At 67.0% G+C, this 12,140-nt stretch carries 12 protein-coding genes; 1 reads left to right on the forward strand and 11 read right to left on the reverse strand.

Annotated elements, in window-relative coordinates; all coding sequences use genetic code 11:
• From AB4070_RS03280 to AB4070_RS03300, 5 genes are read right to left on the reverse strand one after another with little or no spacing between them, the layout of a single operon-like run.
• Complete coding sequence (locus AB4070_RS03280; RefSeq protein WP_441978874.1) at nucleotides 1-1,179, reverse strand: M24 family metallopeptidase; 1,179 nt, start codon at nucleotides 1,177-1,179, stop codon at nucleotides 1-3.
• A 9-nt stretch (nucleotides 1,180-1,188) separates the two neighbouring features.
• Nucleotides 1,189-2,088 carry an ABC transporter permease gene (locus AB4070_RS03285; RefSeq protein WP_174799766.1) on the reverse strand — a complete coding sequence of 300 codons (900 nt, stop codon included), beginning with the start codon at nucleotides 2,086-2,088 and terminating at the stop codon, nucleotides 1,189-1,191.
• The gene (locus AB4070_RS03290; protein WP_046749232.1) at nucleotides 2,085-3,047 is read right to left on the reverse strand and encodes an ABC transporter permease; all 963 of its coding nucleotides are present in this window, start codon (nucleotides 3,045-3,047) and stop codon (nucleotides 2,085-2,087) included. Before AB4070_RS03290 ends, AB4070_RS03285 begins: the two co-directional genes overlap by 4 nt.
• Before the next feature lie 32 nt (nucleotides 3,048-3,079).
• A complete protein-coding gene (locus tag AB4070_RS03295; protein WP_441978875.1) occupies nucleotides 3,080-4,699 on the reverse strand; it encodes an ABC transporter substrate-binding protein in 1,620 nt (539 codons plus the stop codon).
• Entirely contained in the window at nucleotides 4,699-5,904 is a 1,206-nt protein-coding gene (locus AB4070_RS03300; RefSeq protein WP_046749234.1) for a dipeptidase, read from the reverse strand. Before AB4070_RS03300 ends, AB4070_RS03295 begins: the two co-directional genes overlap by 1 nt.
• A 169-nt stretch (nucleotides 5,905-6,073) precedes the next feature.
• Between AB4070_RS03300 and AB4070_RS03305 the strand changes: the two genes are divergently transcribed.
• Nucleotides 6,074-7,729 carry a dipeptide ABC transporter ATP-binding protein gene (locus tag AB4070_RS03305; protein WP_441978876.1) on the forward strand — a complete coding sequence of 552 codons (1,656 nt, stop codon included), beginning with the start codon at nucleotides 6,074-6,076 and terminating at the stop codon, nucleotides 7,727-7,729.
• Nucleotides 7,730-7,747: 18 nt separating this feature from the next.
• Here the strand turns inward: AB4070_RS03305 and AB4070_RS03310 are convergent, their stop codons facing one another.
• From AB4070_RS03310 to AB4070_RS03335, 6 genes are all read right to left on the reverse strand, one after another.
• Complete coding sequence (locus AB4070_RS03310) at nucleotides 7,748-8,437, reverse strand: SDR family oxidoreductase (RefSeq protein WP_441978877.1); 690 nt, start codon at nucleotides 8,435-8,437, stop codon at nucleotides 7,748-7,750.
• A gap of 1 nt (nucleotide 8,438) precedes the next feature.
• On the reverse strand, nucleotides 8,439-8,822 hold the full coding sequence (rsfS, locus tag AB4070_RS03315; RefSeq protein WP_441978878.1) for a ribosome silencing factor: 384 nt from the start codon (nucleotides 8,820-8,822) through the stop codon (nucleotides 8,439-8,441).
• Complete coding sequence (locus AB4070_RS03320) at nucleotides 8,822-9,985, reverse strand: hypothetical protein (RefSeq protein WP_441978879.1); 1,164 nt, start codon at nucleotides 9,983-9,985, stop codon at nucleotides 8,822-8,824. The genes rsfS and AB4070_RS03320 overlap by 1 nt, the downstream gene beginning before the upstream one ends.
• Nucleotides 9,982-10,587 (reverse strand): nicotinate-nucleotide adenylyltransferase, encoded by a 606-nt coding sequence (gene nadD / locus AB4070_RS03325; protein ID WP_021198523.1) that lies wholly within the window; start codon nucleotides 10,585-10,587, stop codon nucleotides 9,982-9,984. The genes AB4070_RS03320 and nadD overlap by 4 nt, the downstream gene beginning before the upstream one ends.
• Before the next feature lie 6 nt (nucleotides 10,588-10,593).
• On the reverse strand, nucleotides 10,594-10,818 hold the full coding sequence (locus tag AB4070_RS03330; protein ID WP_021198522.1) for a hypothetical protein: 225 nt from the start codon (nucleotides 10,816-10,818) through the stop codon (nucleotides 10,594-10,596).
• 65 nt (nucleotides 10,819-10,883) lie between these two features.
• Nucleotides 10,884-12,137 (reverse strand): glutamate-5-semialdehyde dehydrogenase, encoded by a 1,254-nt coding sequence (locus tag AB4070_RS03335; protein WP_441978880.1) that lies wholly within the window; start codon nucleotides 12,135-12,137, stop codon nucleotides 10,884-10,886.
• Nucleotides 12,138-12,140 lie beyond the last annotated feature (3 nt).

Raw genomic sequence — 12,140 nt, forward strand, 5'->3', positions numbered from 1 at the left:
TCAGAGCGCGATCGTGCACTCGTCGAGGCTGCGCGGGAAGGTGGTCAGGGGTTCGGCGCCGGTGGCGGTCACGAGCATGCTGTCGCTGATCCGGTAGCCCGCGTGCCCCGGCACATAGATACCGGGTTCGTTCGAGACGACCATTCCCGCCTCGAGCTGCGTGGCGTCTCCGTCTTCCAGCCATGGCGCCTCGTGCATGCCCAGACCGATGCCGTGCCCCTGCCGGTGCCGGATGTACTCTCCGAGTCCGGCGTCGCGGATCACATCGAGGCACAGGCGGTTGGCCTCACGGCACTCGAGCCCCGCGCGGATGGTCTCGCGACCGAGCAGCTGTGCCGCGTGGATCGTGTCGTGGTACCGCCGCTGCTGCGCGGTGGGCTCGCCCAGCACGAAGGTGCGCTCCCCCTCGATGAACCGACCGCCGACCGCGCACCCCAGAGAGAGCATGAAAGTGTCACCGGCCTTGAGACGGTTCACCGAGGGGAGCCCGTGCGGGAAGGCGGAGTTCGGCCCTGAATAGACCAGCCCCCCGGCCAGCAATGAGGCGACGACGACGTTGCGGTGCTCGGCGTACATGATGCCGGTCCCGGTCGCGGTGACATGTCGCTCGAGCTCGGCCTCGGTCGGAAGTTCTCCCCCGGCCGCGACCGCCGCCTGCGCCAGCTGCACGCCGGCGTCGAGCATCCGGTCGGTGACCCGGGCCGCTTCACGGTGCAGCTCCACCTCCTCGGGGAACTTCACGTAGCGGGCGCGGGTGAGCAGCCCCGAGGCGACGAGATCGGCATCGGGCATAGCCTCCCTCGCCGCAGACAGGCGGGCGTATGGCATCGAGGCTGCGAACCCGACCCGGCCGCGAGGCGAGACCGCACGGGCGAGCACCTCGAAGGGAGCGACGACACCGGGATACTCGAAGAACGCGACCAGATCCGCGCGCGAAGACTGCGATTCGGCGTACTCGCGTTCCAGCTCGGGCAGCAGCATGACCGCGCGGCCTCCCGCCTCGAGCCAGATCGCCACCGGACGCTCGGACGGGTGGTGGAAGAAACCGGTGAGGTACGCGATGTCCTCGGGGTGATCGGTGAGGAAGGCATCGAACCCCTCTTCGGCCATCCACTCGCGCACCCTGGTCTGTACCCGGTCGAAGAACTCAGGCGGGAGACGCTGGTCGAACTCGGTCATCACGGACTCCTATCGGGCGAGGTGGCGCGGGTTCCGCGCGTCGTTGTAGGCGATCGAGAGCAACGTCGCGGAGAGCACCAGGATGAGGATCGCGATCGAGGGGAAGAGCGTCAGCCACCAGGCACTGACCATCGCTCCGGCCTGCTGCGCCTCGTAGAGGATGCGCCCCCAGGACCAGGTCGTCGGGTCGCCGAGACCGAGGAAGGCCAGTCCCGCGGCCGAGAGCACAGCCCGTGAGGCCGTCACCACCACCGAGACGACGACCACCGGGGTCACGGCGGGCAGCACGTGCTTGGTGATGATCCACACCGGAGACGTGGTCATCAGCCTCGACGCGTCGACGTAGGGCAGACCGACCACCGTGAGCGCCTGAGAACGCACAAGGCGGGTGACCTCCGGCCAGGAGAACGCGGCGACCACGAAGATGATGGTCGACGTGCTAGGCCCCACCAGCGCGGCGATCAGGATCATGAGCGGCAGCACGGGGAGGGAGAGCGTCATGTCGACGATCACGCTGATGAAGCTGTCGAGCTTGCGGAAGTAGGCTCCGAGGACCGCGATGATCGTGCCGAAGACGATCGCGATCAGCGAGGCCGCCACGGCCACCAGCACACTCTGCTGCGTGCCCCAGATCACCTCGGAGAACACGTCCCGCCCGAGAGCATCGGTGCCGAACCAGTGGTCACCGCTCGGCGGACGCAGCACGTCGGGTCCGTAGCTGGCCGGATACGGAGCGATCAGCGGCGCGGCGAGAGCCACGATCACGAGCAGGATCAGCAGTCCGAGGGAGATCATGCCGAGCGGGTCACGGCGGAACGCACGCCACGTGTGGGCGCTCGCCCGCTCGCTGCCTGCAGCGGTCGGCTCGCTCGGGGTCAGTGCCTCTGCGGAGGGCATAGGAGCGGTCATGAGGTCTTCACTCTCGGGTCCAGGTAGCCGTAGATGATGTCGGTGATCGTGTTCGCCACGACCACCGTGACGGCGAGCATGAGGAACGCGCCCTGCAGGACGGGGAAGTCGAGCTGGGTGACTGCTTCGTAGATGCCACGGCCGATGCCGGGGTAGGCGAACACCGTCTCCGTGAGCACGGCGCCGCCGACCAGGAAGCCGAGCTGCAGTCCGATCAGGGTGGTGGTCGGGAGCAGGGCGTTGCGCAACGCATGCTTCCAGAGGATGCGGCTGCCGCGGATGCCGTTCGCCTTGGCGAGGAGGATGTAGTCCTCGCCCAGCGTCTCGATCAACGTCGATCGCATCGTCAGGACGTAGGAGCCCACCTGGATCAGCATGAGCGACACCGCGGGCAGGACGAGGTGCTGCGCGACGCTCAGATACCACTCGAAGCCGTAGGTGTTGTTGGTGTAGGCCCCACCGATCGGGAACCACCCCAGATTCAGACCGAACACGAACAGCAGCAGGATCGCGACGCTCGGCACGAACAGCGACTGCCCGGTGACTCCGAGCACCTGCACCGCCCGATCGACGAACCGCCCCTTGTGGGAGGCAGCGGCCACACCGAGCGGTACTCCGATGAGGATCGTGAGCACCAGCGCCGTGATGGTCAGCAGGAGCGTCCACGGCAGCCGCTGCAGCAGGACGTCCGTGACCGGGATCGACTGCGTGAAAGAGATGCCGAGGTTCCCCTGTAGCAGCTGCCACATGTAGAGCCCGTACTGCACGATCAGGGGCTGATCCAGGCCATACTGCTCGAGGATGGTCGCCCGGATGTCGTCCGTCATGTTCGGACTCGCCAGCGCCAGCGCCGGGTCGCCGGGAAGCAGACGCAGCAGCAGGAACGTCACGGTCACGGCGAACCAGATCGTGAGCAGACCGCGACCGGCGCGACGGAGAATGAACGATGCTCGGGACACCCGGGCGACCTTCCTCGAGGTTTCGGTGGTTGTTACTCGACCGGGTGCGCGCTCGCGAGCGAGAGCGGGTTCACGATCGAGAGCAGCTCGCTCGGCTTCGCGATGAAGCCGGCCCACTCGTCGCTGGCTGCGAAGAACAGGTTCTGCGTGTACATGATGTTGTCGTAGACCTGCTCATGGACGATCTTGTTCGCGTTGCGCATGATCGAGATCTTCTCGTCCTGGTCGAAGGTGACCATTCCCTCCTCGATCAGGGCGTTGAGGTCGGGATCGTCCACGTGCGTGTAGTTGATCGCCCCGCCGGGGAGATACGACAGCGAGAAGTTCGTCACCGGGTCGTCCATGATGGCGAAGTTGCCCGCATAGATGTCGTAGTCGCCCTCGCTTGTCATGGAGAGGTAGGTGTTGCGCTCGGTACCCTGCAGCTCGATCGTGATGCCGGCTTCTGCCGCGCTGTCCTTCACCATCTGGGCCCACTGGCTGGTGACGCTGTCCTGCAGCGAGTAGATCAGCCGGAACGAGACCGGGAACTTCCCGCTCGCGTCCGCCGCGTAGCCGGCCTCCTCCATGAGGGAGCGCGACTTCTCGGGGTCGAACTCGTACTCCTTGACCGACTTGTCGTAGTACTTCGCGAGCACCGGCATCAGCGCACTGGAGCCCGTCGAGACGGCCTGCCCTTGCAGCACGACGGTGCGGATCGCGTCGTAGTCGACGGCATGGGCGAGTGCCTGACGGACCTCGGTCTTCGCGAGGTCCGGCCTGTCCATGTTGTAGACCAGGTGGGCGTAGCCGAGTCCCGGAGCCTCGATGACCTGCAGACCGTCGGTCTTGCCGAGCTGCTCGACCTGTGCCGGCGGCAGCGCGTTCGCGATCACATCGATCTCGCCGCTCTGCAGTGCCAGGATCTCGGTGTTCACGTCCGGATACACGCGATACACGACCTCGGCGGGTCCGGGGACGCCGCCCTTGACGAGCGGGTAGTCCTCGACGCGCTTCAGCGTGTAGTGCTGACCCACCTGGAAGTCGCTCATGATGAACGGGCCCATGCCCACCCATCCCCCGTCGCTGCCGTCGTTCGCGAACTCGGCGATCGATCCCTTCGGCTCGAAGACGTGCTGCGGGACGACGACGCCCCAGAACCCGATCTCCTCGACGATGGACGAGTCGGGCTGGGTGAGGGTGAGCTCGACACGGGTGTCCGACACGGCTGTCGCGGTGTCGAGGTTGCCGAGCTGTCCGTAGAACGTGCCGGGGGCCTGATCGCGCTTGACCGCGTTCAGGGTCCACGCCACGTCTTCGGCGGTGAGGGGCTCACCGTCGCTCCAGGTGAGGTCGTCACGGATCTCGTAGAAGCCCGTGGTGTCATCCACGTAGCCCCAATCCGTGGCCACGTGGGCTTCCTTGCTGCCGTCGTCGCTGATGCTCAGCAGGTGCGGGTACATCAGGTTCGTGATCCACGAATCCGTCCTGCTGTTGCCGAGCACCGGGTTGAAGTTCACGACATCCGTCGTCGTGCCGATGCTGATCGTCTCGTCGCTCGGACCGGTGGAGCCGGAGGACTCCCCCGGTTCCGGCGCGGACGGGGCGCACGCGGCGAGACCGACGGCGAGAGCCGCGGCCGCACCGAGGGCGAGGAACTTGCTGTACTTCATCAGACCCAGACCTCCTCGAGTACGCGCATGGTGTTCCCTCCGACGACGGCGCGAATCTCGTCGTCGGAGTAGTCGTGCTTCACGAGCCAGCCGATGATGTTGTAGAAGGCTTCGGCCGGGTTCTCGATGCCGTCGACGTACGGCTGCTTCTCGTAGTCGACGTTGGCGTGCGCCTGCCCCAGCGACAGGTTCGACGAGAACGCGTCGTGCAGGCCGACGTGGTCCCCGAACAGCGTGTCCGGTCCGAAGCTCACATGCTCCAGGCCCACCAGGTCGACGCAGTACTGGAAGTGATCCATCACCGACTCCAGCGAGTGCTTCGGGTGCTGGGGCGAGATGGTGGTGTGCGGAGCCGCCTCGATGCCGATCACACCGCCGCGCTTGGCGCACTCGATGATCGTCTCGTCGGTCTTCATGCGGTTGGTCGGCCACAGCCCACGAGCACCGGCGTGCGTGATGAACACCGGCTTCGTCGAGTGGGCGATCACATCGAGGCACGTCTGGTCCCCGGAGTGGGAGATGTCGATCGCGATGCCGAGCTTGTTCATCCGCTCGACCGCGCGCTCGCCGAAGTACGTCAGTCCGCCGTCGCCCCGCTCCTTCAGTCCGCCTCCGAGCATGTTGGCCTCGGAGTAGGCGATGCCCATCTGACGCACGCCGAAGCCGTACAGCACGTCGAGGCGGTCGACCTCGTTCTCGATCATGGTCGAGGCCTCGAGCGCGAAGATGTGCGCGACTCGGCCGGTCTCCGCCGCGTGGCGGATGTCCTTGATCGACTCGGCCTTGATCACGAAGTCCTGGTGCGCGAGGTCGGCCATGCGAACACCGAGGTCGAACAGCACGTCCTGGTACTTCCACCCGGCGTCGCTCGAGATGCAGCAGGTGCCGTCCATGCCGTTGTCGAACACGGCCGTGAGTCCGGAACGGGCGAGACCCTGGTAGCCGGTGGGTTCGCGACCCTGGCGGATGTGGTCGCGCAGCTCGCCCATGTCCTCGGGGAAGACCTGCACGTGCTCGTGCAGGGAGATCACGGTCTCCTCGCGGAGCAGGCGCTCGGTGCGTTCGCGCTGCGCATCGCTCAGGCCGAGATCGTAAGCCGGGACGCGGCCGATCTGCTTGGCGTAGCGGAATTCGCGGTAGTCCTTGCCGGCTTCCAGATAGTCGTACGCGGTGTAGCCGGTGTACCGGCCAGCTTGTTCGAGCACGGATGCGCTCCTTCGTTTCGATGATGCGGGTGTCCCACTCGGTCACCAAGCGGGAGTTTCCTCGAATCTGGAGGATTTCGGCACAGATGTCAACTGCTGTGATTATTTCCAGACGAAATGTTTCCTGTTCGAAACAATTCAGAGGCTGGAAGCTGGCATGATGGCACCCATGGAGAACGCACCCGCCCCCCGGAACACCGTCGTCCTGGACGTCAAGGGACTCACCGTCACCCTCACCGGCGGAGGCCGGCGCAACCGCGTGGTCGATGGCATCGACATCACCGTGCGCCGGGGCGAGGTCTTCGCACTGCTGGGCGAGTCCGGATCAGGAAAGTCCATGACCGCGCGCGCGATCATGGGCCTCATCGACAACGGGGATGTGGAGGCGGACACCCTGACGCTCAGCGGGACCGATCTCCTCTCCCTCTCCGCCGAACAGCACAGGCGCCTGCGGGGTGTGCACGTCAGCCTGGTCATGCAGGACGCCCTTTCCGCGTTGAATCCGGTTCTCAGCATCGGCGATCAGATCATCGATCTGATCCGTGCTCACCGCAGCATCGGCCGGAGCGCAGCCCAGGCGCGTGCGGTCGAGCTGCTGGCCCTCGTCGGTATCCCCACCCCCGACAAGCGCGTGCACGATTACCCGCACCAGTTCTCCGGCGGCCAGCGCCAGCGCATCCTGATCGCCATGGCGATCGCGCTGGACCCTGATCTCATCATCGCGGATGAGCCGACGACCGCGCTCGATGTGACGGTGCAGGCCCAGATCCTCGATCTGCTGCTCTCCCTGCGTGATCGACTCGGAATGGGGATCCTGCTCATCACGCACGACCTCGGTGTCGTGATGGAGGTCGCGGATCAGGTCGCCGTCATGCGCACGGGTCGCATCGTCGAAACGGGATCCGCCGACGTCGTGCTCACCGAGCCGCAGCATTCGTACACGGTGCAGCTGCTCAACTCGATGCCGCGAGATGTGAGCCCGGCGGCGCAGGATACCGACACCCCGCCGATCCTGGAAGGACGCGGCCTCGAGCGCACCTTCCGTTCGGGAAGCGGGCGCCGTGCGCACCGGGTCGCCGCCGTAGCCGACGTCGACCTCGACCTCCGCCAGGGCGAGATCCTGGCGATCGTCGGCGAGTCCGGAAGCGGCAAGTCGACTCTGGCGCGGATGCTGGTCGGGCTCGACTCCCCCGATGCGGGAACCCTGCGCTACCGCGACCAGGATGTGACGAGAGGGCGGCTCCGCGATCGGAAGATCCTGCGGCGTGGGGTGCAGATGGTGTTCCAGGACCCCTACATGTCACTCAACCCTCGGATGACCGTGCAGCAGATCATCGCTGAACCCCTCGCCGCGACGCACTCGGGAACGCCGTCGAGCAGGCGCGAGCGCGTCGCCGAGCTGCTGGAACTCGTCGGTCTCACCGCCGAGATGGGTTCGCGCTTCCCGCACCAGTTCTCCGGCGGACAGCGTCAGCGCATCGGCATCGCTCGGGCACTCGCACTCGACCCGGACGTCCTGGTGTGCGACGAACCCGTCTCGGCGCTGGATGTGTCGATCCGCGCGCAGATCATCGACCTCCTGTGTGAGCTGCGGGAGCGGCTGGGCATGTCGATCGTCTTCATCGCGCACGATCTCTCCCTCGTGCGGCACATCGCCGACCGCGTCGCGGTCATGTACCTGGGCGAGATGGTCGAGATCGGTGAGACCGAAGACGTCTACCTTCGCGCACAGCACCCCTACACCCGGTCGTTGCTCTCGGCCATTCCTCCCCAGACACGCGCCGACCGGGGCATGCTCGCGCGCCGCACGCGAATGAGCGCATGAGCGCGCATGAGCGCGGAATCAGCGCCCCGGTCGCACCGTGAGGTCGGTGATCGCCGCATCGCGAGGAAGATCGAGGGCCGTCAGGATGGTCGTGACGACGGCGTCAGGTGTGATGAACCGCTCGGCGTCGTAGTCCTGGCCCTCCTGCTGGTGCACGCGCTCCTGCATGGGGGTGGCTGTGCGCCCGGGGTAGATCGACGTCACCCGCACTCCGCGCGCGGACTCCTCGGCGCGCAGCGCATCGGCAAGCGCGCGGAGACCGTGCTTCGACGCGGCATACGCCGACCACCCGGCGTTCGCGCGGAGGCCCGCTCCCGAGTTGACGAACACGATCTGCCCCTGCGACACGCGCAGGACGGGCAGGAGCAGGCGCGTGAGCTCGGCAGGGGCGATGAGATTCACGGCGAGCTGCTGCTCCCACAGTGCGGGAGCGAGATCAGCCACATCGCCGAGGTCGACGACGCCGGCGGCGTGGACGAGCGCGTCGATCCGGTCGGGCAGCTGCTGCTTAGACAGCGCCCACGACAGTCGCCCCGGCTGTGAGAGGTCTCCGACGAGGACGGAAGCTCCGGGAAGCGTCTCCGCGATCTGTCTGGCACGCCCGGCATCGCGGGCAAGCGCAACGACGTCATCGCCGCGATCCAGCAGCCGGCGGGCGAGGGCGGACCCGATGCCGGAACCCGCACCGGTGACGAGGTGCGTGGACACGTCAGCTCTGGTCGGTGGCGGCAGGCACTGCCACGTCGATCGGAACGACGGGGCAGTCCTTCCACAGACGCTCCAGCCCGTAGTACACGCGCTCCTCCTGGTGGAACACGTGCACGATCAGGTCGCCGAAATCGAGCAGCACCCAGCGAGCTTCCGCCCGGCCCTCTCGGCGGACGCGCTTGTGTCCGGACTCGATCAGGCGGTCTTCGATCTCGTCGGCGATCGCGGCGACGTTGCGCTCGCTGTTTCCGGTGACGAGCAGGAAGATGTCGACGAGCGGAAGCGGCTCGGAGACGTTCAGTGCGACGAGATCCTCGCCGCCCTTGTCGACGGCGGCTTGTGCTGCGAGGCGCAGCATCTCTTCGGCGGTTTCAGGTGATTGCATCAGAACACATTCGTGGTGATGGCGATGATGACGACGACACCGACAGCGAGGGCGAGCCCTCCGGCGACGATCGCCAGCGTGATCATCAGCCGGTTGCCCTTTTCAGGCGCCGGCGGACGGATCACCTCGCCGGCGGGCTTGATGGTGCTGACCGCCGAGCTGGCGGCGATCGGCGTAGGCGACGACGCGGGGGGAAGCTCGCCGTCGATGAGAACGGCGTCGACATCCTTGCCGTCGGTGGTTCCGAGTGCGTGGCCCTGCGAACCCATGCCCTGCGGCAGTTCGTACGACCCCGTCACGAGGATCTCGCCGGTCGATGCGACGGGACCGGAGAGCGATCCCTCTCCGGCAGAGGGTGTGAAGATCAGCGCATTCGGCGCGGAGTGCTGGGAGCCCGTCGAGTCGCCGACCGTGAGCAGTTCGTCGAAGGACGGACGGAACGGCGCATGCGGGTCGGGAGCGTCTGCGAGCAGCCCCTCGCCGAAAGCGGAGTTGACGGTCGGACGCTCATCGCCGAGGGCCTCATCCCCGGCATCGTCGACATCGGCGAGGACGTCGTCGGGATCCTGCTCGCCGGCGTCCTCCGCCTCGGCGGGAAGCCCGAGGGCCGCAGCCACGTCGTCCTCATCACCGGTCGACGCCGCTGTGGTCTCCAGCGGGACTTCGCCCACTGCGTCTGCGGCGACCGATGCCCGGACCGGCTCTACGGCGACGTCGTCGTCATCATCATCATCATCGGCATCGCCGGGCTCTTCGTTGCGGGCGAAGTCAGGGACACCCGACACGATCTCCGCGGGCGCGACAGCGGCGTCGGCGGGGCTCGCCTCGGCGGACTGCTCTGCCTCCCGGTCGCCGGCAGCAGCGACGCCGTCTTCCGAGGCCTCGTCCGGTGTGACCACGGGCACGGAGGCCGTGCGGACCTTCTCGAGCTCGCGCACCTGACGACGCGTGAGCGGTGCGTCACCGTTCGCGGCGTCGACGACCGGTGCCGGCGCGACCTCCACGGGGTCGGCAGCCCGAGGCAGCGGCGGCGCGGGGGGCGCGGCTTCCGCCGCGGCGGCGGCCTCCTCGCTGGTGATGACGGGGGTCGAACCCGTCAGACGGATCTCCCGCAGCTGCTTGCGCGTCAGCGGACCCTGCTCCTGGCGATCCGATGTACTCATGCCTTGCTCCGATACAGATGATGCTTCGCTATGTACTGAACGACCCCATCAGGGACCAGATACCAGACCGGCTGATCGTCGCGAACGCGTTCACGGCAGTCCGTCGACGAGATCGACAGCGCCGGCACTTCCAGTTGACTGACGTTGTCGCTCGGGAGGCCGTCGGTGCTCAGGACATGTCCCGGGCGCGAGACCGCGACGAAGTGGGCCAACTCCCACAACTCATCATGGTCCCTCCAACTGAGAATTTGCGCTACGGCGTCGGCTCCGGTGATGAAGAAGAGGTCCGCATCCGGACGATCGCGCTTCAGATCGCGCAGCGTGTCGATCGTGTAGGTGGGCCCCTCACGGTCGATGTCGACCCGGCTCACCGTGAACTGCGGGTTCGACGCGGTGGCGATCACCGTCATCAGGTAGCGATGCTCGCTCGGAGAGACGCCCGACTTCTGCCACGGGTGGCCGGTCGGAACGAACACCACCTCGTCGAGGCCGAAGGAGTTCGCCACCTCGCTGGCTGCGACCAGGTGGCCATGATGGATGGGGTCGAACGTGCCACCCATCACACCTATGCGCGGGGGGCGCGTGGTCGCAGCGTCGTTCATGGGGGCCTAGTGGCCGTGTCCCGCCTCGTGGCCGTCCTTGCCGTGCTGTGCGGCCCAGGCCTCGGCCTTGGCCGAGTGGCGGTTGGCGACGTTCTTGTACGAGAAGGTCACCAGCCCGAGGAAGGCGAACACGACCGCAGCGATGGCTCCGAAGATCACCGTTTCGAGCGCGACGTTGCCGTGGTGCTCGGTTTCGGCAGCGGCCATCGCGATCTGTGCGACGAGGTTCATCCTGACTCCGTTTCGTGGCGTGCTGTTCGGGATCCTGTGAGGTACAGCGTCCCCCAGTCTAGCCCTCAGCCGCGGGTCTGCCCCGACCCACGCGCCAGCCATTTCGTGCTGGTCAGCTCTGCCACGCCCATCGGTCCTCGCGCGTGCAGCTTCTGGGTAGAGATGCCGACCTCCGCGCCGAAGCCGAACTCGCCGCCGTCCGTGAAGCGGGTCGACGTGTTCACCATCACGACGGCGGAATCCACCTCGGCCAGGAAGCGCTCCGCATTGCGCGTATCGGTGGTGATGATCGACTCCGTGTGACCCGTGCTGTAGCGACGGATGTGGTCGAGCGCCTCATCCAGGGACTCGACGACCTTGATCGCGATGTCGAGGCTGAGGTACTCGGACTCCCAGTCCTCCTCGGTGGCGGGGATCACGTTCGACATGAGGCCGACGACCATGTCGTCGCCGTGGATCGCGACGCCCTCACTCTGCAGCGCGCTTGCCACCAGCGGGATCAGACGCGGTGCCGCCTGACGATGCACGAGCACGGTCTCCACCGCGTTGCACACGCTCGGCCGCTGCACCTTGGCGTTCACGACGATGTCGCTCGCCCAGTCGTCCGGGGCGGTCTCATCCAGGAAGATGTGGACGTTGCCTGCCCCTGTCTCGATGACGGGCACCGTCGATTCGGTGACGACGGTCTCGATGAGGCCGGCACTCCCCCGCGGCACCAGGACGTCGATGAACCCCCGCCCGTGCATGAGCGCCTTCGCGCCGTCCCGGCCGAAGTCGTCCACCGTCTGGATCGCCTCGGCTGTGAGCCCCGCGCCCTCCACCGCGCGCCGCATCACGTCGACGAGCACGGTGTTCGACTCACGAGCGGCACTCCCCCCACGCAGCACGACGGCGTTGCCCGACTGCAGCGCGAGAGCGGCGATGTCGACCGTCACGTTGGGTCGGGCCTCGTAGATCGCGCCGACCACTCCGAAAGGCACGCGCACCTGTTCGAGGGCGACACCGTTGGGCATCCGATGGCCGCCGACGACGCGTCCGACCGGGTCTCCGAGAGCGGCCACCTCGCGCACCGCGGCCGCCAGTGCCGCCACACGCTTCTCGTCGAGACGCAGCCGATCGATGAGCGACTCCCCGATGCCCTCGGCGCGTCCGCGGGCGATGTCACGACCGTTCGCCTCGATGATCTGCGCAGCGGAATCGCTCAGCGCCACAGCGATCGCTTCGAGCACTCGCGCCTTCTCATCGCTCGTGAGAGCAGCTGTGGCGCGAGAGGCCTCTTTGGCGCGCTCCAAGCGCACCTGCGGGGTCTGGTCGGTCATCCG

Source organism: Microbacterium sp. 2RAF4 (assembly GCF_052115285.1).
GTDB classification, from domain to species: Bacteria; Actinomycetota; Actinomycetes; order Actinomycetales; family Microbacteriaceae; genus Microbacterium; species Microbacterium oxydans.

Bases quoted from the DNA above. Each gene is read 5' to 3' on its own strand.
- nadD (WP_021198523.1), bottom strand. From the start codon at position 10,587: ATGAACGACGCTGCGACCACGCGCCCCCCGCGCATAGGTGTGATGGGT.
- AB4070_RS03305 (WP_441978876.1), top strand. From the start codon at position 6,074: ATGGAGAACGCACCCGCCCCCCGGAACACCGTCGTCCTGGACGTCAAG.
- AB4070_RS03335 (WP_441978880.1), bottom strand. From the start codon at position 12,137: ATGACCGACCAGACCCCGCAGGTGCGCTTGGAGCGCGCCAAAGAGGCC.
- AB4070_RS03280 (WP_441978874.1), bottom strand. From the start codon at position 1,179: ATGACCGAGTTCGACCAGCGTCTCCCGCCTGAGTTCTTCGACCGGGTA.
- AB4070_RS03285 (WP_174799766.1), bottom strand. From the start codon at position 2,088: ATGACCGCTCCTATGCCCTCCGCAGAGGCACTGACCCCGAGCGAGCCG.
- rsfS (WP_441978878.1), bottom strand. From the start codon at position 8,822: ATGCAATCACCTGAAACCGCCGAAGAGATGCTGCGCCTCGCAGCACAA.
- AB4070_RS03320 (WP_441978879.1), bottom strand. From the start codon at position 9,985: ATGAGTACATCGGATCGCCAGGAGCAGGGTCCGCTGACGCGCAAGCAG.
- AB4070_RS03295 (WP_441978875.1), bottom strand. From the start codon at position 4,699: ATGAAGTACAGCAAGTTCCTCGCCCTCGGTGCGGCCGCGGCTCTCGCC.
- AB4070_RS03330 (WP_021198522.1), bottom strand. From the start codon at position 10,818: ATGAACCTCGTCGCACAGATCGCGATGGCCGCTGCCGAAACCGAGCAC.